Origin of the sequence: Bacillus sp. 16GRE42 (genome assembly GCF_019837435.1) — a bacterium.
Classification (GTDB): Bacteria; Bacillota; Bacilli; order Bacillales; family Bacillaceae_G; genus Bacillus_A; species Bacillus_A wiedmannii.
The window spans coordinates 143,359-166,463 of record NZ_JADAXF010000006.1; the positions used below are offsets into that span (position 1 = coordinate 143,359).

At 35.1% G+C, this 23,105-nt stretch carries 20 protein-coding genes; 7 read left to right on the forward strand and 13 right to left on the reverse strand.

The window, feature by feature from the left end; genetic code table 11:
- Window positions 1-12 precede the first annotated feature (12 nt).
- The 7 genes from ILS93_RS24935 to fdhF form a co-directional block, all read right to left on the reverse strand.
- Complete coding sequence (locus ILS93_RS24935; RefSeq protein ID WP_000918377.1) at window positions 13-390, reverse strand: ArsR/SmtB family transcription factor; 378 nt, start codon at window positions 388-390, stop codon at window positions 13-15.
- Between the two features lie 254 nt (window positions 391-644).
- On the reverse strand, window positions 645-2,060 hold the full coding sequence (locus ILS93_RS24940) for an amino acid permease (RefSeq protein ID WP_064477125.1): 1,416 nt from the start codon (window positions 2,058-2,060) through the stop codon (window positions 645-647).
- 103 nt (window positions 2,061-2,163) lie between these two features.
- Window positions 2,164-3,297, reverse strand: a complete 1,134-nt coding sequence (gene ald, locus ILS93_RS24945) for an alanine dehydrogenase (protein WP_001219749.1) — start codon at window positions 3,295-3,297, stop codon at window positions 2,164-2,166.
- Window positions 3,298-3,666: 369 nt separating this feature from the next.
- Window positions 3,667-5,538, reverse strand: a complete 1,872-nt coding sequence (locus ILS93_RS24950; protein WP_222661574.1) for a glycerophosphoryl diester phosphodiesterase membrane domain-containing protein — start codon at window positions 5,536-5,538, stop codon at window positions 3,667-3,669.
- Window positions 5,525-5,689: a hypothetical protein gene (locus tag ILS93_RS24955; RefSeq protein ID WP_222661580.1), complete on the reverse strand. Its 165-nt coding sequence runs from the start codon at window positions 5,687-5,689 to the stop codon at window positions 5,525-5,527. Before ILS93_RS24955 ends, ILS93_RS24950 begins: the two co-directional genes overlap by 14 nt.
- Before the next feature lie 5 nt (window positions 5,690-5,694).
- Window positions 5,695-6,177 (reverse strand): helical membrane plugin domain-containing protein, encoded by a 483-nt coding sequence (locus tag ILS93_RS24960; RefSeq protein ID WP_001040525.1) that lies wholly within the window; start codon window positions 6,175-6,177, stop codon window positions 5,695-5,697.
- A gap of 12 nt (window positions 6,178-6,189) precedes the next feature.
- Window positions 6,190-9,126, reverse strand: coding sequence for a formate dehydrogenase subunit alpha (gene fdhF, locus ILS93_RS24965; protein ID WP_064477127.1), 2,937 nt, complete (start codon window positions 9,124-9,126; stop codon window positions 6,190-6,192).
- A 300-nt stretch (window positions 9,127-9,426) separates the two neighbouring features.
- Between fdhF and fdhD the strand changes: the two genes are divergently transcribed.
- Window positions 9,427-10,233 (forward strand): formate dehydrogenase accessory sulfurtransferase FdhD, encoded by an 807-nt coding sequence (fdhD, locus tag ILS93_RS24970; RefSeq protein ID WP_098275189.1) that lies wholly within the window; start codon window positions 9,427-9,429, stop codon window positions 10,231-10,233.
- Window positions 10,234-10,463: 230 nt separating this feature from the next.
- Window positions 10,464-10,970, forward strand: coding sequence for a GNAT family N-acetyltransferase (locus tag ILS93_RS24975; protein ID WP_000405878.1), 507 nt, complete (start codon window positions 10,464-10,466; stop codon window positions 10,968-10,970).
- Window positions 10,971-11,325: 355 nt separating this feature from the next.
- Here the strand turns inward: ILS93_RS24975 and ILS93_RS28840 are convergent, their stop codons facing one another.
- Window positions 11,326-11,448 (reverse strand): hypothetical protein, encoded by a 123-nt coding sequence (locus ILS93_RS28840; protein WP_001068388.1) that lies wholly within the window; start codon window positions 11,446-11,448, stop codon window positions 11,326-11,328.
- A 329-nt stretch (window positions 11,449-11,777) separates the two neighbouring features.
- Between ILS93_RS28840 and ILS93_RS24980 the strand changes: the two genes are divergently transcribed.
- The 3 genes from ILS93_RS24980 to ILS93_RS24990 all read left to right on the forward strand — a co-directional run bounded on the left by ILS93_RS24980 (window position 11,778) and on the right by ILS93_RS24990 (window position 14,635).
- Entirely contained in the window at window positions 11,778-12,449 is a 672-nt protein-coding gene (locus ILS93_RS24980) for a response regulator transcription factor (protein ID WP_064477129.1), read from the forward strand.
- A gap of 64 nt (window positions 12,450-12,513) precedes the next feature.
- Window positions 12,514-13,977: a sensor histidine kinase gene (locus ILS93_RS24985; RefSeq protein WP_064477130.1), complete on the forward strand. Its 1,464-nt coding sequence runs from the start codon at window positions 12,514-12,516 to the stop codon at window positions 13,975-13,977.
- A gap of 145 nt (window positions 13,978-14,122) precedes the next feature.
- The gene (locus ILS93_RS24990; RefSeq protein ID WP_000351216.1) at window positions 14,123-14,635 is read left to right on the forward strand and encodes a GNAT family N-acetyltransferase; all 513 of its coding nucleotides are present in this window, start codon (window positions 14,123-14,125) and stop codon (window positions 14,633-14,635) included.
- A gap of 33 nt (window positions 14,636-14,668) precedes the next feature.
- Here ILS93_RS24990 and pdxR read toward each other — a convergent pair whose 3' ends face one another.
- Window positions 14,669-16,069 (reverse strand): MocR-like pyridoxine biosynthesis transcription factor PdxR, encoded by a 1,401-nt coding sequence (gene pdxR, locus ILS93_RS24995; RefSeq protein ID WP_222661575.1) that lies wholly within the window; start codon window positions 16,067-16,069, stop codon window positions 14,669-14,671.
- Between the two features lie 120 nt (window positions 16,070-16,189).
- Here pdxR and ILS93_RS25000 point away from each other — a divergent pair, with 120 nt between their 5' ends.
- Window positions 16,190-17,116 carry a DMT family transporter gene (locus ILS93_RS25000; RefSeq protein ID WP_064477132.1) on the forward strand — a complete coding sequence of 309 codons (927 nt, stop codon included), beginning with the start codon at window positions 16,190-16,192 and terminating at the stop codon, window positions 17,114-17,116.
- 115 nt (window positions 17,117-17,231) lie between these two features.
- Window positions 17,232-17,756, forward strand: a complete 525-nt coding sequence (locus ILS93_RS25005) for a DUF4871 domain-containing protein (protein WP_222661576.1) — start codon at window positions 17,232-17,234, stop codon at window positions 17,754-17,756.
- A 290-nt stretch (window positions 17,757-18,046) separates the two neighbouring features.
- Here ILS93_RS25005 and ILS93_RS25010 read toward each other — a convergent pair whose 3' ends face one another.
- From ILS93_RS25010 to ILS93_RS25025, 4 genes are all read right to left on the reverse strand, one after another.
- A complete protein-coding gene (locus tag ILS93_RS25010; protein ID WP_064477134.1) occupies window positions 18,047-19,246 on the reverse strand; it encodes an NAD(P)-dependent malic enzyme in 1,200 nt (399 codons plus the stop codon).
- Between the two features lie 59 nt (window positions 19,247-19,305).
- Complete coding sequence (locus ILS93_RS25015; protein WP_000512725.1) at window positions 19,306-20,652, reverse strand: 2-hydroxycarboxylate transporter family protein; 1,347 nt, start codon at window positions 20,650-20,652, stop codon at window positions 19,306-19,308.
- A 122-nt stretch (window positions 20,653-20,774) separates the two neighbouring features.
- On the reverse strand, window positions 20,775-21,482 hold the full coding sequence (locus tag ILS93_RS25020) for a response regulator (protein WP_048541629.1): 708 nt from the start codon (window positions 21,480-21,482) through the stop codon (window positions 20,775-20,777).
- A gap of 2 nt (window positions 21,483-21,484) precedes the next feature.
- Window positions 21,485-23,083 carry a sensor histidine kinase gene (locus ILS93_RS25025; RefSeq protein WP_064477137.1) on the reverse strand — a complete coding sequence of 533 codons (1,599 nt, stop codon included), beginning with the start codon at window positions 23,081-23,083 and terminating at the stop codon, window positions 21,485-21,487.
- Between the last annotated feature and the right edge of the window lie 22 nt (window positions 23,084-23,105).

The following is a 23,105-nucleotide window of genomic DNA, read 5'->3' on the forward strand; positions in this document are numbered from 1 at the left end:
CTCGCGTTCTTTTTATTCTTCCTCGTTTACGTGTTCAAACGCTTGCTCGAAGATATGAATTACGTGCTGGTCAGCTAATGAATAATAAACGACCTTTCCTTCTTTACGATTCTTTACAAGTTTCGCTTGCTTTAACACACGAAGCTGATGCGAAATAGATGATTGTGTCATTCCTAATAAATAAGCTAAATCACAAACACACATTTCAGCTTCAAATAATGCATGTAATATTCTCGTCCGTGTACGATCGCCTAATACTTTAAATAATTCTGCTACTTTACTTAAACTTTCATCAGTTGGAATTGTTTGTTTTACTTGATCAACAACTTCTTCATGAATTATCGTTTGAGAACATGTCTCTTGTGGTGTTTCTACTTTATTTCCAGCCATTATAGCTCACCTCTTTATTTGAACATATGAACAATCATTCATATATCTTATACTCTTATTATATGAGCGTCTGTTCATATGTGTCAATGAAATCCCATACATTTTTCCGAACATTTTGTTCACATTTTAATAAGGCGTACACATATTTTCTGCATCCATTACATTCTCATACGAAAAATGGATGTACATTTTGCACAAAAGAAAAAAGCCTTGCGCGCTCCCTAGACGCACAAGGCTTACTATCTTATATCCCTTTAATTAGCTTTTTCTAAATTATCTTGCGAACTTCCATCTTCTTTTAGATGACTGTGCTTTTTCGAATATACAAAGTATACAACTACTCCAATTGCTAACCAAACACCGAAGTATATCCATGTTTTTAACGGTAAATTTACCATTAAGAATAGACAACATGCAACTGAAATAATCGGTAAGATTGGTACAAGTGGTACCATAAATCCGCGTTGTAATTTCGGATGTGTTTTACGAAGAATGATGACAGTTACACCCACCATCGCAAATGTTAATAACGCTCCAATATTCGCTAAATTTGACAATTCTTTTAAATCGATAAATCCAGCAATTAATGCACTACCAATTCCTGTTAACCAAACTGAAAATGTTGGTGCTTCTGTCTTTTTATTAATTTTTGCAAATGATTTTGGCAATAAACCGTCACGGCTCATCGCGAAGAATACACGTGTTGTTGCATAAATGTAAGCAAAAATTACAGCCATAATACCAATTACAGCTCCAATTGCGATTATACCTGCTACTTTGTCTTGTCCTACAACTTCTAACACATATGCCATAGCTTCTGGTACATCTAATTCTTTATAAGAAACCATACCTGTCATAACGAGACAAACTACAACATAAATGATTGTACAAATGACTAATGAAGCAATAATACCAATCGGCAGATCACGTTGCGGATTTTTTACTTCTTCAGCAGAAGTTGCTAATGCATCAAATCCTAAGAAAGCGAAGAATACTGCTGCTCCTCCGGCGAAAACTCCACTTATGCCGTACGGTGCAAATGGTATCCAGTTTTCTGGTTTCACGTAGAATACACCAACTGCAATGAATAAAACAACAATACCAATTTTAATTAATACCATTATGTTATTCACACGCTTACTTTCTTTTGTACCTCGTGATAATAACCAAGTTATCACCAACGTAACGATAATTGCGGGTAAGTTCACCATACCACCTTGCGATGGAATCGTTAACAAGGCTTTAGGAATTTCAAGTCCTAATCCACTAACTAAGTTATTGAAATAACCCGTCCATCCGCCAGCTACTGCGGCAGTTGTTACGACATATACGGATAACAATGTCCATCCCATTAAATGGGCAACAAACTCACCAATTGTTGCATATGAATATGTGTACACACTACCTGAAACAGGAAGTGTAGATGCAACCTCTGCATAACATAAAGCTGCAAATCCACAAACAATTGCTGCAATCATGAATGAAAAAATAACTGCTGGACCAGCATCTCTTGCTGCTACTAATCCTGTTAATACTAGAACTCCTGTACCGATTATCGCACCAATCCCTAGCATTGTTAGGTCGAATGCCCCTAGCGTTTTCGTTAAAGTTTTACTTTTACTTTCCCCTAACAATTGCGTAACGGATTTCTTTTTAAATAGGTTGGCCACGATGTATGCCCCCTTTTGCCAAGAAGAGCTAAGAGATCTTCACTCTTAGCTCTTATCATGTTGGTTTATATATTGTTCGATTTTGTTTTGTATAATGCTTCTATTAGCAAGATACTGTTTCTGCTTCTAATAATTCTTTAGCACCTTTGTACTCTACACCGTGAGCTTCTGCAACTGCTTCGAATGTTACATAGCCGTCTAATGTGTTAATACCTTTTAGTAATGCAGAGTTGCCTAGGCAAGCTTCTTTGTAGCCTTTGTTAGCAATTTGCACTGCATATGGTACTGTTACGTTTGTTAATGCAAGAGTTGATGTACGTGGAACCGCACCTGGCATGTTTGCAACTGCATAATGAACAACGCCGTGTTTTTCGTAAGTTGGGTTATCATGAGTTGTAATACGGTCAGTTGTTTCGAAAATACCACCTTGGTCAATCGCGATATCTACAACAACAGAACCTGGTTCCATTGATTGAATCATTTCTTCTGTTACAAGTTTTGGCGCTTTTGCACCTGGAATTAATACTGCACCGATTACAAGATCAGACTCTTTTACAGCTTCTGCAATATTGTAAGGATTAGACATTAAAGTTTTTACTTGGTTTCCGAAAATGTCATCTAATTGACGAAGACGTTCTGCACTTAAGTCGATGATTGTTACATCCGCACCTAGTCCAACTGCAATTTTAGCAGCATTTGTACCAGCTTGTCCACCACCGATGATTGTTACTTTACCACGTTTAACCCCTGGAACACCTGCAAGTAAGATACCTTTACCGCCTTTGTTTTTCTCAAGGAATTGTGCACCAATTTGTGCAGCCATACGACCAGCTACTTCACTCATAGGTGCAAGTAATGGTAGAGAACGGTTTTCTAATTGTACTGTTTCGTATGCAATCGCAACAACTTTCTTCTCAATTAACGCTTTTGTTAATTCTGGTTCTGGAGCTAAGTGTAAGTATGTGAATAAGATTAAACCTTCGCTGAAGTGTTTGTATTCGCTTTCAACTGGTTCCTTAACTTTCATAACCATTTCCATGTTCCAAGCTTCTTCAGCCGTATCAACAATTTTCGCTCCTGCTTCAACATACTGAGCATCTGTGAAACCAGATCCTAGACCTGCACCCTTTTGAATGAATACTTCGTGATTGTTACGAATTAAATGTACAACACCTGCTGGTGTCATTGCCACACGGTTTTCGTTGTTTTTAATTTCTGCTGGTACCCCAATACGCATAATGAAATGCCCCCTTATAATTAACAGAAAAAAGAAAGTCTTTTTTCTTTTTGTAATAATTAATAACTTATGTCCTTATTCTAGCATAACTTAAAAATTATGAAAACGCTAACATATCATTTTTTTAAAGTTTATATATTTAGAATAGTGTAAATATATGGAACATTGATTCTATTAGCATCTTCGTTACATTTCATTATCTATCACTCTATTTTTATTATACTCATTAAAAATAAGCAATAATCATTTATTATTCGACAATAATGTAACAATGTAAGAAACCCGAGTGATTCCGTATACATATACAGTTCTTAATTTGTACAATACTTTAGAGATATATTCTTTTCCTAAAAAAACAGCTGCGGGCATCTAGCCAACAGCTGGGTAACTTATAAATAACTTGGAAAATAAATCATCTGTTGTTTCACTAATTTTATCAAACAGATCACTTTCTTCCGCTTCTTGTTCTTTTAACATCTTAATTGTTTCACGTGCATCTTTAGGATAATCGGTAATGATACCATCTACGTTTAATTTATAATATCCCTTTAAACTTTCCATATCATTTACCGTCCATACGTAAATCGGCTTGTTTAACTTTCTTGCTTCTTTTACTAATTTCTTATTTAACATGTATTCTTCTGCTACATAAAAATCAGCCTTCACATTCTTTAAGTTGGCTCTACTTGCATACAGTATATATCCTACTTTTATATTTGGATTTGCACGTTTAAACTCTTTAATAAGCGGATAGTGTAACGTTTGAATGACACATTGTTTCTCAAATTCATTATCTTTAATCACTTTTAATACTTTGTTTACGAAATCTTTTTCGCCACCATGAAGCTTCACTTCAATATTAAGTTTGATTTTGTTCTTTGACAGCTTAATGATCTCATCAAGTGTACTGATTTGTCCTGAAAACCCATCTTGACTAAGGGTAAGCTGTCTTAACTCGTCCATCGTTAAATCTGACACATGAACATTAGCATTTGCAAGACGTTTTAGCTTCAAATCATGTATAACTGCTAGTTCACCGTCTTTCGTTTGCAGTACATCAATTTCAGCATAGTCTGCTTTCGCATCAATAGCCCCCTGCACAGCTTCTTTCGTATTCTCTACACCTTTTGAAATATAACCACGATGAGCCATAATAATTGGTTCTTTATATGTGTTTGTAATAAAGGTAACAATGAAGGCAACAACCATTCCAGCAGTAATAATTCCTACAATATATACGCCAATAAATTTCCAACGATGTTTTTGGAAGAAACATTTATCTGCTTTTGTTTTCGAATAATCTAATCCTTCTTCTAATAAAACATCTTCAACCGGAACCTTTTGTAAATATAATCGTATTATTGCCATAATATAAAATGGCGTCACGATAAAACTAAATAAATACAATGTACTCGTTAAAAATACAGACATTGTTGATTCCGCTAATAATGCAAATGTTCCCTGTGGATTTGTAAATTCGTACATGCCCCATAGACACAATAAATACATTCCAAAAAATACGCCGTACACAATCCCTATTGAAATAAAAAATCCTACTAAAAAGAATAGTACTTTAAAAAAACTTTCTTTTACTAACGTTGCACTTTTACGTGCTGCTGCGCGAAACGGCTTTTGCTCTAAAACAACAATAGGTAGAACAAAAATCCAGCGAAGGTTCAAATATGCAACTACAGCAAAAAATGTGTAATAACCAACTTGTCCCATCGTTGTCTTAAACAGTTCTCCTGTAATAAAGTTAGGAATTTGAATTTGCGGAATTAACGCCGTTTCATATCCGATATTTAAAAGAGGTAACAATACGACAGCATATAAAATAAATCCTGGTAAGCAATATGTGAACAGAGTAGGTAAATACGTTACAGTTTTATATAAAATCGGACGTAATTTCACCTTTTGTCTTTTATGAGCGAAGTACGAAATAATAATAAGTACCGCAAATTCCGTAAAGATAAGAAACAGGGCTAACAATGATAAAATTACGATTGCCAAAATGCCGTATGGTGTCTTTAAAAACGCTAATAATTCATCATTCGTCGCATTTGCATAACCACCAAAATACAATAACTTATTAAAAATAATCCCAAATAGCGGAACAAATACAATCGCTGCTAATAATTTATAAGCAAGTTGAAAGGTTAATACATTCCAAAAAGCAAACCTAACTGTTTGAAAGGAATGTCCCATTACCCCTGGTATAGATAGTCTTTTACGGTGTTGCATATATTCCTCCACATTCTAAAACGATATTTGAGATGGATTCCATATTTCCATTTCCAATCCATCTTTTTAATAATAATATATTCCGCTTAACATGAACACTCTTATACATGCAATGAAAAAAGTGATGGCTACTTCCCATCACTTTTTTCATTTACTCTATTTTTTCTCTAATCCTTGCCCAAATGCTTTCAAGAAGCTAAAACCGAATGTAATGGCTCTATTGATATCTGGATCTTTTAACACTTTAAAGAAATCCATCACTTTTGTTTTTTTACCACTATTTAATTCATCTGTAGCAAATTGCAATCCAGTGACTAAACTCGATGTGATTTGCTTCGTTACTTCTGGGTCAACTGCGGATAGCGCTTCCCCCGCCCCCATCATATTGTTGAGTGCATTTTTAACGGGTTCACGATTTAATTGCTCCACAGCGATTTTTGAAACATCTTCCTTCGCAGCAAGTAAACTAATCGCCGCATCTAATATACCAGCCTTCTGCAACTGTGCTAAAAGCTGCATCGTTTCTTCTACTGCTTCACGATTATTAGATAACTCATTTAGAAGTTCATCTGCTACTTGCTGTTTCTGCTCTTCCTCTGTTACAACTTTCTTTTTTATTAACGTAATTTCTTTCGCCACTATCTCCGCCCCCTAGTCCACAAGTGATACGTATTGTTTTCTTTGCCATTTTTGCTCGATTTCAACACCATTTTGCGGATTACGCTTTTTATCTCGCGGGTTTGAAGATGGTAACGGACGATTTCCTTTTTCACGTAACACACGCATTTTCACCATCGTTTGTTTATATGCTGGTGTACACGTATAAAGGTCTGTTGCCGTCCCCGTTAAAATATTAATCGCTTCTTCATTTATCGTTGCATGCATCGGTAAATATAGCTCTTTCCCCGTTACACGGTCAGTAATAAGCGCTTGTACTTTAATTTTTCCAAATGGTGATGCTAATTCTACAAGACCACCATCTTTCACATTGCGCTCTATAGCGAGTTCAGGTGAAATTTCAACGAATACTTCAGATACTTTAGATAAAATACCAGCTGATTTATTTGTCATATTCCCTTCATGGAAATGTTCTAGCATGCGTCCATTATTTAACAGTAAATCATACTCATCTGGCGCTACAACCGGTGGTACCCATTCATCTAATGATAAACGAGCAAGTTTATCTGGGAAGTTAAATCCGTCTACATATAATAGCGGTGTATCGCTACCATCATGACTACCCCAACATAAACTATTCCATCCTTCTAGACGGTCATACGTCGCTTGAGAGTATAACGGTGCAAGTGATGCGATTTCGTCCATAATTTCACTTGGACTTTCGTAATTCCAATCCCCGCCCAGTGCACGAGCAACTTTTTGCAAAATCCACCAGTCTGGTTTGGAATCACCTAGTGGTTTCAATACTTCATATAATCTTTGAATACGGCGCTCTGTATTCGTAAACGTTCCTTCTTTTTCTAAACTTGGTGCTGCCGGTAAAATAACATCAGCAAAACGAGCTGTTTTTGATAAGAACATATCTTGAACAACGAGGAAGTCTAAATTCGATAAAATGTGTTGCACATGGTTCGCATTTGAATCGACTAAAGCCATTTCTTCACCCATGACATACATACCGCGTAGTTTTCCTTCTTCCGCTGCAAGTAACATTGCAATATTATTTAATCCTGGTGCTTTCGGAATAGTTGTACCGTATGCTTTTTCAAATTTCGCACGCAGCGTATCATCTGATACTGCTTGATAACCAGGAAGCCAGTTTGGTAATGTTGCCATATCACAAGCACCTTGTACGTTATTATGTCCTCGTAATGGGTATGCACCTGCACCAGGACGACGATAGTTACCCGTAACAAGTAGTAAATTTGAAATTGCTGCTGATGTCGTACTTCCTCCTGTATTTTGCGTTACACCCATTCCCCAAAGTATACAAGTACCATCTGCTTCATATACCATACGGGCCATTTCTTTTAACTGAGTTTTAGAAATCCCCGTAATTTCTTCTGTATAATCGAGCGTATACTTTTCTAACATTTTGCTATATTCATCAAAGTTCTTCACATTTTCAGCTAAAAACTTTTTATCGTGCCAATCTTGATCAATAATATATTTCGTAATACCAGCAAGCCATACGTAATCCGTACCTTGGCGCGGATGAATAAATAAATCCGCACGCTCTGCCATTTCATGTTTACGAAGGTCTGCTACAATCAGTTTTTGCTCGTGTAATTTATGAGCACGTTTTACTCTCGTCGCAAGTACAGGGTGTCCTTCTGTTGGATTCGCACCAACGATAATAACAAGGCCTGCTTCAGCTATATCTTTCACTGTTCCAGCATCCCCGCCCATACCGACAGTTTTAAATAAACCGTCTGTCGCTGGAGATTGACAATAACGAGAACAGTTGTCCACATTATTCGTTCCATATATTTGTCGGGCTAGTTTTTGCATAAGGTAATTTTCTTCATTCGTTACTTTCGATGAAGAAATGAACCCAAATGCATCGCTGCCATATTCAGATTTAATATGCTGCATGTTAGAAGCAACAACTTCTAATGCTTCTTCCCATGAAGCTTCAACAAACATATCCCCTTGGCGAATTAATGGCTTCGTAATTCGATCTTCACTATTTACAAAGTCCCATCCAAATTTACCTTTTACACATGTGGAAATACCATTAACAGGTGCATCTGAAACAGGTTGCACTTTTAATATATGGCGATCTTTTGTCCATACTTCAAAGGAACAACCGACACCACAAAATGTACAAACTGTTTTTGTTTTATTAACTTTCGTCTTACGCATCGCAGCCTCTACTTCTGAAACCGCTAAAATACTACTATATCCAGGCTCTACATCCTTTACAAAATCAATCATTGGATCTAACACATCTGATTTTAATCCAGTCATAAACCCAGCTTCACCTAGCATTGTTTTTTCCATTAACGCATTACATGGACATACTGTTACACACTGCCCACAACTTACACAAGATGAGTCATTTATGCTTACACCATGATCCCATATAACACGTGGACGATCTAAGTTCCAGTCTATCGATATAGTTTCATTAACCTGTAAGTTTTGACATACTTCTACACACTGTCCACAAGCAATACATTGATTTGGATCATACCGATAAAACGGATGTGACATATCCACTTCACAAGCACTTACTTTCGGCTCATACGGATATTTCTGTTCTTCAATTTCCATCATATGTACCGTGTTATGGACTTTACAGTTACCATTATTGTTATCACAAACGGTACAATACAATAAATGATTCTCTAATATTCGATCCATTGCCTCAGTCTGTGCCTCTTTCGCACGCTGAGACTGTCTTTCGATATGCATACCGCTCTCTAATTTCGTTGAACAAGCACGTAATAACTTCCCATTTACTTCTACAATACACGTATCACAAGTTTGAATTGGATCTACTTCTGGTACATGACAAATTTGAGGATGTTCCAAATTACTCTCGTTAAATAATTGTAGTATCGTCTTTTCACCCGATGTGGAAAATTCTTTACCATCCACGGTTACACGGACTGTCTGTTCTGCCATAGTTTCCCCTCTCCTTACAACCAACTGTACAACACAATTATGAATCCGTTTTCAAAATCGCATTACTGTACATATTTTTGAAACGCTCTGCCCGAATACTTTTCTTATGAAGCCGATTCTAGATGTTATAAGGTATAACTACGAAAGCCTGAAAATATCACTATTCTACGGTTCTATTATATCGTACATATACAATAATAACCAAAATAATCTGTGATTTCCTTGCTAATAGGTGTTTTTATTTCCCCATTGTTTTATGATAAATATGGGAGAGAAATACATATAAAAGGGGAATTAAATATGGGGCCTACGCAAGAGACTTATACAATTGTACGCTATCAATCTGGTACATTTTCAAAACAACTGGATGAGATTGTTACAGAATCTCCTATTACCATTAAATTAAATGGTGAAGAATATGTAACAGTTGTATGCACACCAAATTATATTGAAGATATGGTAATTGGTTTTTTAATTTCTGAAGGAATTATTGCTTACTATAAAGATGTTGAAGAACTATGGGTGCAAAAAGATAACGGAATTGTCCATGTAACATCATCAAAAATAAATCCACTCTATCAAACTTTATATAATAAACGATACATCACTTCTTGCTGTGGAAAAGGTAGACAAGGCTTTATTTTCGTTAACGATGCAGCAAAAGCAAAAGATTTACATGATATACATGTAAAAATTACTCCTGAAGAATGCTTTTACTTAATGAATACTTTACAACAATCTTCCACTACCTTTCGCCAAACCGGCGGGGTTCACAATACCGCGCTATGTGATCGAAACAATATCCTCCTATCAAGAATGGATATTGGAAGACATAATGCATTAGATAAAATATATGGTCATTGTTTACGCAACGATATATCCGTTAAAGGAAAAATCATCGCATTTAGCGGGCGTATTTCATCCGAAATTTTACTAAAAGTTTCAAAAATCGGATGTGAAATGGTTCTATCTAAATCCGCTCCAACAAAATTAGCATTACAACTCGCTCATGATTTAGGCATTACAGTCGTAGGATTTATTAGAAATGAATCTTGCAATATTTACACACATCCACATCGAATTGATGGTTATCAATCGAATAACTAAAATAACTCCTCGGTTGAGGAGTTATTTTAGTTATAAAAATGTAATATATTAAAGACTTGAATAGTTAATGAAGTTAATATATAATTTCATTACATATTAAAAATAAAACATTGTAGCATATATCTTTTCATTCTTTTACAAATTAAAAGAGACTGCTAACAAAACGCATACACAATCTTATAGAAGTAATGGATTTATTTTATTTGAAATCGACCAAGGAGGTTATAACTATGGAAATTCGCTTATTAACGACAGAGGACGCAGAAATATATTTAAAAGTTTGTATGGAAGGTTTAACGAAGAACCCAGAAGCTTTTAGCTCTTCTTATGAAGATGTTCTTAAACATGAGGATCCTGTAGCTGCTATGGCAAAACGATTAAGCAATCCGGATAAGTATACTCTAGGGGTCTTCAAAGATAACGATTTAATCGGCATTTCTACTTTAGAAACAAAGCCTTTCATTAAACAAGAACATAAAGCAAAAATCGGTTCCGTTTTTGTTTCCCCAAAAGCGCGTGGCCTTGGCGCAGGACGAGCTCTAATTAAAGCAATTATTGAAAATGCCGATAAACTACATGTAGAACAACTTATGCTCGATGTTGTAGTTGGTAACGATGCGGCAAAAAAATTATATGAGTCATTAGGTTTCCAAACTTACGGCGTACAGGAACGTTCATTAAAACATAACGGTCAATATTGGGACGAGGAACATATGGTTCTATTCTTAAATGATTAATACTTCAATATAGTTAAAAGCACCTTTTGATTAAGAAAGGTGCTTTTTTCATTACAACAATGTAATCTTCATGTCACCTTTATCGATCGTACCAAACCTTTCCATTCATTATACTAAAAGTATAAAGTGAAACTTTAATTAGTAAGGCATCAATTATGAAATGAACGTATAGCATTCAATTGATAGGTAGAGGAGAATGTGACATGAAACAAAACAAACGAGCTATGCTTTTAATATTTACTACAGCAATTGTAACTTCTGGGTTAGCAATTTTGCCTTGGTTTATTATATAGAACTATTTCCCTAATAATGAAAAAAGCTTATTGCTTCTTAAGAAGCAATAAGCTTTTTTATATTATAAAATCCCCAAAATTTTATTTACACAACTTATAATAATAACCATAGATACGGCAATGCACATGACAACCGTATTACGATCTTGCTTTTCTTTTTTTGAAATTTCTTCTTTTGGATTCATGTGTATGATCTCCTTTTAAAAAAAGTGTGAGATAGGAAATTTTTCTTATCCGATGCGAGGTGAATACGAAAACCCTCTCTATCTCACATACACAATAGAATGGAATTGTCATTTTATAAATAAAATGACATGACGTTATGTCGCAACATAGGGTATTTTGTGTCGCTACGTTTTCTATTATAAAAAATAGTTGTGCAAAACTAGTGCATTTTTTATGTCAATTACTCTGAGCGAAAAATAACTCTTCCACTCAATCACATAAAAAGAGTTTTTTATTATTTTCATGTAAACTATACAAGTAGAATGAACAGTTTGGGGTGCACAAGATAATGGTAAAAATTTTATTAGTAGACGATGAAGAACGCATGTTACGATTATTAGATCTTTTCTTAAGCCCTCGCGGCTATTTTTGTATGAAAGCTACCTCTGGCCTTGAAGCACTAAAGTTAATAGAACAAAAAGACTTCGATATTATTTTGTTAGATGTTATGATGCCGAATATGGATGGATGGGATACTTGCTATCAAATCCGTCAAATTTCCAACGTTCCAATTATTATGCTAACAGCTCGTAATCAAAATTACGATATGGTGAAAGGCCTCACTATGGGCGCGGACGACTATATTACAAAACCATTTGATGAGCATGTATTAGTCGCAAGAATCGAGGCTATATTACGTCGTACAAAGAAAGACGGCTTCGTTAGCTTCAATGGTATCGAGTGGGATAAAACGAAACATACTGTCACAGTTTATGACGAAAAAATCTCACTAACTCCTATTGAATTTTCGTTACTTGGACTATTTTTACAAAATACAAACCGTGCTTATAGCCGAGATGATTTAATCGAGAAAATTTGGGGCTATGAAACAGACATCGAATATAGAACAATCGATTCACATATTCGCAATATCCGTGATAAATTACGTAAAAAAGGATTTCCAATTGAAAATTACTTAGAAACCGTCTATAAAGTCGGATATAAATGGAAATGTGAATAATTACTTCGGTCAGTGGAAATACCATACCACTGACCGTTTATTATGAATAAGGTATGGTGAGAAAATGAGTAAACTTTCCCTTAAAATTGGGACATACTTTTTAATATTAGCTTTATGTATTGAAACAATTGCTTTCGTATCTTTTTACAAAAGCATTTCAACAATGCGGATTGAGGAAGAAACACTTGCTCTTTTAGAAAAAGGTAATCGCTATAGTAAAAAAATTACAAGCCGCACAAAGTGGAATGCAATTGCTAAAGAAAAGCAACACCCCGAACGCGCTGAATACAATAAAAACCCTAACCGTCCTATGTATCCAGATTTCGATATCGCGGATGCAGCTGCACACTTAGTAGAATCAGAATTAATTGCTAACTCTGATATAGCTATCATACTAACAGACAATAATGGCAAAATTATTTCCACTTCAGAACCCGTAACAAAGGCAATGCAGAAACAACTTACTTGTAAAACAGAACCTATTCCAAAAGGCGGATTAATTGTCGAAAAGAACTGGAAAAAATCAAAATTCATCACAACGGTAAGCCCACTTAACACAGAAGAGTTTCAAGGAAAGTTATATATGTTATTAAAAACATCTTTCTTAGAAAATATGTTACTTAAACTCATGAATCAATTTCTTATCATTAGTGTTGTGACAATTATTTTAACGACTATTTCTGTCTTTGTTTTTTCTCGTGTTATTACAGAACCACTTATAAAAATGAAGAGGGCAACAGAAAAAATGTCAAAATTAAATACACCAATTCAATTAGGTATTAAACGGAATGATGAGCTTGGCAGCTTAGCAAAAACGATCGAAGATTTATCCAGTGAACTGACTTATATGAAAAAAGAAAGAAATGAATTTCTCGCTAGTGTTGCCCATGAACTATTAACTCCATTGACCTATATGAAAGGTTATGCGAAGGTAGCAAAGAGGGATTCTTTAACGAAAGAAGAGCGTGAAGAATACTTACAGATCATTGAGGATGAAACAGATAGTGTAACCGATCTCGTCCAAGATTTATTTATGCTAGTGCAATTAGAACAACATCAGTTTGTTATAAAAAAACAAAAAGTGATCCTTAAACCATTTTTAGAACGAATGGTTGAAAAAACAAAAACAACATTAACTAACAAACAAATGCAACTCCATGTATATTGCAAAGATGATTTAGAAGTTTGCATAGACGAAAGACGTATGGAACAAGTTATGTTAAATTTATTACACAATGCTTATCAACATTCACCAGAAAACACATCTATTACGATACGTGTACTCACGGAAACAGATTCTTTTACAATAAATGTAGACGATGAAGGAGAAGGTATTCCTGAAGAAGATATCTCACATATTTTTGATCGTTTTTATCGTGTTGATAAATCCAGAACGAGAGCTACTGGAGGAAAAGGTATCGGGCTAGCTGTTGCAAAAGAAATTGTAGAATTGCATAACGGTTCCATTCTAGTAACAAGCCAATTAGGAGTAGGGACAAACTTTAGAATCAAGCTACCATTTGAATAAGATGCGTGTGAAAACACCAGTAGTAGTAAACACTACTGGTGTTATTTTGTTCATAAAATCAGCTCATATAAGCTAACCTTTTGAAATTATTCTTATTTCAATATAAAATAAAGTTACATTTGCAAAGATTTGGAGGGTGATATAATTGGATATCCATGTATTAACAAAAGACGAAGCAGAAATTTACTTAGAACTTCGTGTAGAAGGATTAAAGCAAAACCCTGAAGCTTTCAGCTCTTCTTATGAAGATATTATTAATAAAGAGTGTGCGATTGAATATAAAGCACAAAAATTAGCACAAGATGAAAACTATACGCTAGGTGCATTTAAAGATGGACAATTAATCGGAGTTGCAACGCTGGAAACGAAACCATATGTAAAACAAGAACATAAAGCTAAAATTGGTTCTGTATATGTGTCTCCAAAAGCACGCGGACTTGGAGCAGGAAAAGCACTTATTAAAGAATGTCTTGAACTTGCTAAATCTTTAGAAGTAGAACAAGTTATGCTTGATGTTGTTGTTGGCAACGATGGTGCGAAGAAACTTTATGAATCATTAGGATTTAAAACATTCGGTGTGCAAGAACGTTCATTAAAATATAACGGACAATATTGGGACGAAGAGCATATGGTCTTATTCTTAGATGAAAATAAATAATAAAAAACATCCTCATGCTTGGAGGATGTTTTTTTACTTTCTTGTATACCATGCCTTATGTAATAATTGAATCGCTTTCGCCATTTCTTCTTCTGATAAAATCGCAAACCCAAGTAAAACTACATTTTCAGGCGCAGTACCGTCTTTATAGTACGTAGAAACAGGATATATTTTAATACTATATTTCGCAGCTTCTTGAATTAGTTCTTCTTCTCGCATTCCATTATGCACTTGTAATAAAATGTGTAATCCAGAATCTTCTCCTATCACTTCAACACGATTAGAGAAATACTTCTCTATTTCAAAAACAAGTCGATCCCTCTTTTTTCGGTAAACGACACGCATTTTATGAATATGTTTTTCCCAATAGCCTTCATTGAAAAACCTTCTTATCACTTCTTGGTCCATTCTTGAAACACTTTGCGTATAAAATAAATATTCCTTTTGATACTTTTCAATTACATTCTTCGGTAATACGATATAACTCATCCGTAATGAGGGTAACAACGCTTTTGATAGCGTCCCCATATAAATAACTTTCCCATCTGTATCTAATCCTTGCAGTGCCGGAATTGGCTTTCCTGAATAACGAAATTCACTATCGTAATCATCTTCAATAATATACCTGCCTTCTTCTTTCTTCGCCCATTGTAAAAGCTGCGTCCTTCTCGTAATAGGCATAATCATTCCATATGGGAATTGATGAGAAGGTGTAACAAATACAACATTTGCATCGCTATTTTCTAAATCTGCCATACAAATTCCGTCCCTATCTAAAGACAACATTTGAACCTTCTTTTCTCCCTGTTCAAAAACGACCATTTTCCTATGATAACCCGGGTTTTCAACCGCATAGTTACTTCCCTTCAACAACTGAAAAAGTAACTTCACTAATATTTGTGTTCCCGCCCCTAATACAATTTGACTAGCTGAACAACGCACACCTCTAGATTCATACAAATAGCTCGCAATTTCCTCCCTTAAGCTCAATTCCCCTTGAGGGTGTCCAAGAAAAAGCAACTCATTATTATGCGGCTGCCATACATCATTTATAAGCTTACGGTACATAGTGAACGGAAAAGTATTCGTATCAACTCCTGTTTGGGTGAAATCAAATTTATAGTTCTCCTCCCGAAACGGTACTTCTTCTACTTTCGCTTCGCTTCCTTCTACATAAATCATTTGTTCAATTTTACATACAAAATAACCTTTTCTCGATGCCGATTCAATATAACCTTCTGCAAGTAATTGCTCGTAAGCTGCTTCTACTGTATTCTTACTCACTTGTAAATAGCTCGCCAGCTTTCTTTTAGCAGGTAATTTTGTAAAAGCCGGAATCGTTCCATCTTTAATCTCTTTTTTTATATACTCATACAATTGCACATACAATGCTATTTTACTTTTCGTATTTAAATTAGGCGTTAATTCTAACATAATATCTGACCCCTTAATAAAACTAAAATCTGATACTTTTTACAGTACCAGAAGTTATATATAATTCCTTGTATCATGTCACACATAAAAAATCAAATACTCGAGAGGGGATGCATGATCATGAACAACAATAGACGGATTGGACTCATTATGATTATTACAGGAGCTACCTTATGGGGATTATCTGGCCCGATGATTCAGTGGCTATTTCAACATACTAACGTATCATCAATTGATTTTTTAACAATTCGCTTGTTGCTTGCGGGAATATTTATTTTATCTTTCTTACTTATAAAGAAACAAAACATATTTCAAATTTGGAAACATCCGAGATATGCTATACAACTTATTATTTTCTCTATTCTCGGTATGCTCGGTGCACAATATGCCTTTATCGAAACAGTTCATATTAGTAATGCGGTCACAGCGACATTATTTCAATTTCTAGGTCCTGTTCTTATTACCATTTATGTCGCATTTGGACAAAGAAAATTCCCTGCTTCTATGCAACTACTCGCAATTATAACTGCCCTAACAGGAACGTACTTTATTATTACAAACGGTTCAATTGAAAATATTGTTTTATCGAAAGAAGCCATTATTTTCGGCCTATTAACAGCAATTGGCTTTGCATTTTATACCCTTCATCCAGCTTCTCTTATTAAAGAATGCGGAACAACTGTAGTAATTGGCTGGGGGATGTTAATCGGTGGCATTGCCCTACTTATTTGTAATCGCTCGTTTGAATGGAATCAGCTTTCACAAACTTTTACACCAAAAACTTTTTCTATGCTTATTCTTATCATCATAAGTGGCACTCTTTCTTTCCTCCTTTATATCGGTAGTCTGAAATATTTAGCAGCAACAGAAACGAGCATTTTATCTAGCATTGAACCACTTGTAGCTGCCATCGTGTCAATCGCTTGGCTAAATGAATCCTTTGGAGCATATCAATTATTAGGCGGCGTATGTATCGTTCTTTCTGTTATTTTCTTAACGATGCCGCAAAAAGAAAATGAACCGACTTTTACAACTGAACAAATATAGAAAATGTCAAAAGAGGTCGTACAAAACTTACGACCTCTTTTTATACTTTAAAGGAATTGTCCCGCTTTCTAGCAAATACAATTACACTAACAATAAAAATTAGGAGTGTGACACCATGAAAAAAATCGGAACTATGCTACTTTTCTCTTTTCTCATCGCTGGATGCACACAAGCGCAACCTGATTCAGAAGCACCTAAAAAAGAAGCCATCGCAACGTCATCCACTCAAGTTAATGCACCTTCCTTCTTTCATCTTAGCGTTTTAAAAGATGTAAATTGGGAAGAAACACCCTCCTTCATACAAGAAAAAATACCTTTAAAAGGCATCGAAGAAAAAATCGCAATGGCTGATAGTCCTATTATCGCAAATGAAAAAAATGAAATGATGTGGTACTTTTTAGATACTGAAATGCCAACTGGAAAACTATCTATTATTGCACTAAAACAAGGATCAATAACTCCAACACCCGTACTCTTTCAACAAAAAACTTCCAAACCAACTTGGACTACTTCAAATACAATTGATTCTACTACAAACGAACTCCCTCTCACTATGTCACTACCTTCATCTGGATTATGGGTATTAAATATATATGTGAATGAAAAATATTATGATCAGTTTGTAATTACCGCTGAGTAAAGTTACAAAACTAAAACACTTTCTTACAACAATGTAATTTCTACGTCATATACTTCGATAGTGTAAGTATCTCTCTTCTCTTATACTTACAGTAAGAAATGACACAAGGAGAGATGAAAAAAATGATAGAAGTGATCGTAGCAGTAACTGAGGTTTTAGTAAATGGTAAACAAGTTGCAATGGAATTAAATAAATAGTGAAGACACACAAATAAATAATTTTACACTTCTTCATTATTTTGATTTCTTATCTCAAAAAAGCAGTGCCTTTTTAGGCACTGCTTTTAGCTATTAATAGCTTGGTATTTTCATAATTTGCGCCACACCTGAATCAATAGCTGCTTTCGCTACAGCTTCCGCAACACTTGGAACAATTCTTTTATCTAACGGATTCGGGATTACATAATTCGCATTACGTTCTTCGTCCGTAATGATGTTAGCGATCCCATATGCTGCCGCTAATTTCATCTCTTCTGTAATATCAGTCGCGCGCACATCTAACGCACCACGGAATATCCCTGGGAACGCCAATACATTATTTACTTGATTCGCATAATCCGAGCGCCCGGTTCCTACTACAGCTGCCCCAGCCTCTAATGCATCCTCTGGGAAGATTTCTGGAATTGGATTCGCCATAGCAAACACAATTGCTTTCTCATTCATCGTTTGTACAAGTTCTTTCGTTAATACGTTAGGAGCAGATACGCCAATAAAAATATCAGCTTGATGAATCGCTTCTTTTAACGTTCCACGCACATATTCTCGATTTGTCTTTTTTGAAACTTCAATTTGCGCTTCGTTCATCCATGATTCACCTTCACAAACAATACCTTCTAAGCTAACTAACGTAATGTGCTTTGCACCAGCCTTTAATAATAATTTTCCAATTGCAATCCCTGCCGAACCCGCACCGTTAATAACAATTTTCACATTATCCATTTGTTTGCTAACAACTTTTAATGCATTAATAACAGCTGCTAAGACGACAATAGCGGTTCCATGTTGATCATCATGGAATACCGGAATATTCGTTTCTGCTTTTAATCGCTTTTCAATTTCAAAACAACGTGGTGCCGCAATATCTTCTAAGTTAATTCCTGCAAACGTAGGCTCTAAATTTTTCACAAGGGTAACGATTTCATCCACATCAGTCGTACCTAAACATAACGGGAAAGCATCTACATTCGCAAATTTCTTAAATAAAATACTCTTCCCTTCCATAACAGGCATAGCTGCTTTCGGTCCAATATTCCCTAAACCAAGTACCGCTGTTCCATCTGAGACAACTGCCACCATATTACCACGTGCCGTATAGTCATACACTGCTTCTTCATCCGCCGCAATTGCTTTGCAAGACTCCGCTACACCTGGTGTATATGTCAGGCTTAAATCATCCGCTGAATTTACTTCTACTTTACTTGTAATTTCAATTTTCCCTACTAATTCTTTATGCAGTAACAATGATCTTTCATTAATTTGATTTTCTAACATACTTATAATCTCCCCTTAATTTGACAAGCTAGCTATATGAATATAGCTAGCTTGTTTGATCATGAAAACATTTTTAATAAAATTGTCGCTGTTACAACCATTGCTGCCCCGCCTAAACGTGTTGAAATTTGCGCAAACGGCATTAATTCCATACGATTTGAAGCTGATAAAATAGCAACATCTCCAGTTCCACCTAAACCACTATGACATCCAGTTACAATTGCTGATTCAACTGGATACATTTTCATCACTTTCCCTACAAGAAAACCTGATGCTACCATTGTAAGAACAACTGATGCGCACACAACAACATATCCTACTGAAAGAACTGCTGCTACGTCTTTTAACGGAATATATAGCAATCCTAGTCCAACCATTAACGGCCAAGTTAAATTCTTCGAAATGAATTTATATAAATGGAATGCTCCTTGCTCCATTTTTGCTGGCATTAATTTAAAGTATTTCACAAGTGCTGCTGAGAAAATCATAATGATTGCCCCAGGAATACCGATGAACTTAGAAGCAAATCCTCCGAAGATAAAGAACGTACACGCAATTAATAAACCTGCTCCCATTAATGAGAAGTCAATTGGCTTCTCTGTATTTTGTTCTTTTAATAACTCTGCTTGATTGTCTGTTTTCACTAATACACCGTTACCACTAAGCTCCGGTTTCTTCTCACCTAAACGCTTCATATACCCTGCACTCACGATTGCGAACATATTTCCAATAATAGCCGCTGGAATAAGCTGTGATACAAACGTTGCTGATGATTCATTTAAAATATCACTATAAGCTAGCGACAATGGTAAAATCCCTTCCCCTATACCACCACTCACAATTGGTACGATGATAAAGAAGAATGTTTGCTTCATTTCAAATCCAAATAGTGAACCGACCAATAATCCTACTGCTACCGAAGCTAACGTCCCTACTACTAAAGGTATAAACATACGAACGAAACCTTGTACTAACACTTTACGATTCATTCCTAAAATACTTCCGACTACTAAACAAGAAATATATAAATATAAAAAGTTCGATTTTTTCATTAACATAGTCGCAGCTTCCATTGAAGCTGGATTCATCCAGTTAAAAAATACAAGTAATGATGGAATAAATAACGAAAGTATTGCCGGACCGCCGATATTTTTTAAAATTGGAATTCTCATTCCAATGTCGCCTAAGAAAATACCCATGATCATAATAACTGCAAATCCACCAATCATATCTGCTGGCAATTTATTATATACAGATGCCCCATAAATAATAGCAGCCAATACTACATATAACGGTAAAGGTATAACACCGATTTTTACATTCATAATTTTAGAAGCGAAAGATTCTCTTTGTACTTCATTTCCTTCAGAAAATGATACCGCTTCCACATTCTTTTGAATTCCCATATGGCACCCCCTTGTTTTCTTAATAACAATATTAAAACGCTTTCAATAGTAAAAATAGTTTTTGTAAGTTTTGTAATTGATTTTGTAATTAAAAAAAGTATAAGCGACTTATAATAAGTCGCTTATACGTAAAACTCTATTTTATTTTTGTCAATACATCTTAATTTACTCACTGGTCTTCCTACGTGTTGATACACCATTTCGTTTTCTAATACTCCAATTTCAGTCAAAAACATTACATACTTTCGAATAGAAACTCTTGAAACTCCAACTAATTGCGCCATTTCATCTGTTGTAAACGCTCGTCCATTCAGCGACTCGATCTTCTGCCAAATTAATTGCATCGTTTGCTTCGTTAATCCTTTCGGAAGCTCTTTAGTGACCGTAGGCTCTCTTTTTTCTTTTTGCAAAATTAACGAATCTAATTCCGATTGACTAATTTTTTGTTGTTCTTTCATGAAAGTAAGTTTTTCTCGATATATAGTTAATGCCTTTTTAAATCGTTCAAATGTAAATGGTTTAATTAAATAATCTACTACACCATATTGTAATGCTTTTTTAATACTCCCCATATCATGTACAGCTGAAATCATCATAATATCGATTTCTTTTTCTTGGTTCCGAATATACATTAAAAGCTCAAATCCAGTTTCTTCAGGCATAAAAATATCAAGTAATACTAAATCTACTCGTGATTCCTCTAATACTTCTATCGCTTCTTTAACGGAGTTAACTGCTTGAACAAGTTCAAACCCTCCTACTTGCTCTAAATAATGCGTATTTAACATTGCTACCATCGGGTCATCTTCTACAATTAAAACTTTAATCATATTTACCTCTCATCCCTACCTTTAGGTATTTCAATTGTTATCGTTGTTCCCTTTCCTACTAATGAATGCATATGAATTTCCCCATTTATTCGCTGTATACTTTCTTTTACAAGATACAAACCATAACCACGGTTATCTCCCTTTGTGGAATAACCTTTCGTAAATAATGCCCCTATTTCTTCTTCTGGTATACCTTTCCCCGTATCTTGTACTGTAATGATTAATGCATCCCCATATTGTATCTCAAGTTCAACTTGCTTCTTCTCACAATTCGTCACTGCCTCTAATGCATTATCAATTAAATTTCCGACAATCGTAATCAGTTCATGAGTAATACTTTCATCATCCATTTCTGGCATGTAAGAATCTTCACTTATGATTAATTTTATGTTTTTCTCTCTAGCATAGCTAAATTTCCCAAGTAAAAAGCCAGCAAATACTGGACTTTTTATTCTTTTCATAACCCCACCAATTTCATATTGATGCTCTGATACCATACCGCTTATATACTTTTGTAATTCTTCATACTGCTTCATATGTGTAAGCCCTAATACGACATGCATTTTATTCATAAATTCATGCGATTGTGCCCGTAATGCTTCCGCATATAGCCTAATACCAGTTAATTCTTCTGCTAATTTTCTAATCTCTGTTTTATCACGAAATGTTGCAATTGCACCAACTATTTCTCCTTTTACATATAAAGGAACACGATTCGTCACAATCGTAATTCCATAAATATTTTGTTCTTCGTTTAATTGTACCTCTCCCGTTTGTAATATTTCTTTTATACGTGAATTAGGCATATACAACTCAACATCTTTACCGATAAAATCTTCTTCAAGTCCACTTTTCTTAAACAATCGTTTTGCCTCATTATTTATTAAAGTTACATTGGCTTCCTTATCTACAGCAATAATACCTTCCTTTACAGATTGTAGCATCGTATTTCTTTCTTCAAGAATCTTCGCTATCCTGTGAGGTTCAAGACCGAATAAACTTTTCTTTATATGTCTAGCTAGCAATATTGCTCCTATAATTCCGACTAGTACTCCAACTCCGACACCAATGTAAATGATATGTCTACTTTCCTTAACTCTCTCTTTTACATTATCTGCTGAAATACCAACGGCCACCGCTCCAAGTTGTTCACCTGTTTCAGAAAATACAGGTACAAACACTCGCATTGAAATACCTAAAGTTCCTTCTGCCAGCGATACATGTTCCTTTCCTTTCAATGCAGGCCCTTCATCTCCCCCAATAAAATGATGGCCTATTTTTTGAGGATTTGGATGTGATTTTCTTATTCCATTCATGTCCATAACTACAATAAATTGAACACCTGTGTTTTTTAATATTCTATTTGTATACGTTTGGATTGCAGAAGTATCTGCCTTCCCAATCAAACCATCGATTACAATTGAATCATTCGCCACAATGTGTGCAATTGTTTTTGCTTTCTCTGCTTGGCTATCCTCCGTCGTCCGTTCTACATTATGACTAATTAATATATCTGTCACAAGTAAAGAAAAAATTACAACTGTACAAACTAACAATGTAATCGTTTTCCATAAATTCCATAGTCTTTTTCTTTTTTTCATCCCGTTAATGACTCCCCTAATT

Bases quoted from the DNA above. Each gene is read 5' to 3' on its own strand.
- ILS93_RS25005 (WP_222661576.1), top strand. From the start codon at position 17,232: ATGAAAAAAATCGGAACTATGCTACTTTTCTCTTTTCTCATCGCTGGA.
- ILS93_RS28840 (WP_001068388.1), bottom strand. From the start codon at position 11,448: ATGAATCCAAAAGAAGAAATTTCAAAAAAAGAAAAGCAAGATCGTAAT.
- pdxR (WP_222661575.1), bottom strand. From the start codon at position 16,069: ATGTTAGAATTAACGCCTAATTTAAATACGAAAAGTAAAATAGCATTG.
- ILS93_RS24975 (WP_000405878.1), top strand. From the start codon at position 10,464: ATGGAAATTCGCTTATTAACGACAGAGGACGCAGAAATATATTTAAAA.
- ILS93_RS25020 (WP_048541629.1), bottom strand. From the start codon at position 21,482: ATGATTAAAGTTTTAATTGTAGAAGATGACCCGATGGTAGCAATGTTA.
- ILS93_RS24935 (WP_000918377.1), bottom strand. From the start codon at position 390: ATGGCTGGAAATAAAGTAGAAACACCACAAGAGACATGTTCTCAAACG.
- fdhD (WP_098275189.1), top strand. From the start codon at position 9,427: ATGGGGCCTACGCAAGAGACTTATACAATTGTACGCTATCAATCTGGT.
- ILS93_RS24985 (WP_064477130.1), top strand. From the start codon at position 12,514: ATGAGTAAACTTTCCCTTAAAATTGGGACATACTTTTTAATATTAGCT.
- fdhF (WP_064477127.1), bottom strand. From the start codon at position 9,126: ATGGCAGAACAGACAGTCCGTGTAACCGTGGATGGTAAAGAATTTTCC.
- ILS93_RS24980 (WP_064477129.1), top strand. From the start codon at position 11,778: ATGGTAAAAATTTTATTAGTAGACGATGAAGAACGCATGTTACGATTA.
- ald (WP_001219749.1), bottom strand. From the start codon at position 3,297: ATGCGTATTGGGGTACCAGCAGAAATTAAAAACAACGAAAACCGTGTG.
- ILS93_RS25010 (WP_064477134.1), bottom strand. From the start codon at position 19,246: ATGTTAGAAAATCAAATTAATGAAAGATCATTGTTACTGCATAAAGAA.
- ILS93_RS25015 (WP_000512725.1), bottom strand. From the start codon at position 20,652: ATGGGAATTCAAAAGAATGTGGAAGCGGTATCATTTTCTGAAGGAAAT.
- ILS93_RS25025 (WP_064477137.1), bottom strand. From the start codon at position 23,083: ATGAAAAAAAGAAAAAGACTATGGAATTTATGGAAAACGATTACATTG.
- ILS93_RS25000 (WP_064477132.1), top strand. From the start codon at position 16,190: ATGAACAACAATAGACGGATTGGACTCATTATGATTATTACAGGAGCT.
- ILS93_RS24955 (WP_222661580.1), bottom strand. From the start codon at position 5,689: ATGAAAAAAGTGATGGGAAGTAGCCATCACTTTTTTCATTGCATGTAT.
- ILS93_RS24950 (WP_222661574.1), bottom strand. From the start codon at position 5,538: ATGCAACACCGTAAAAGACTATCTATACCAGGGGTAATGGGACATTCC.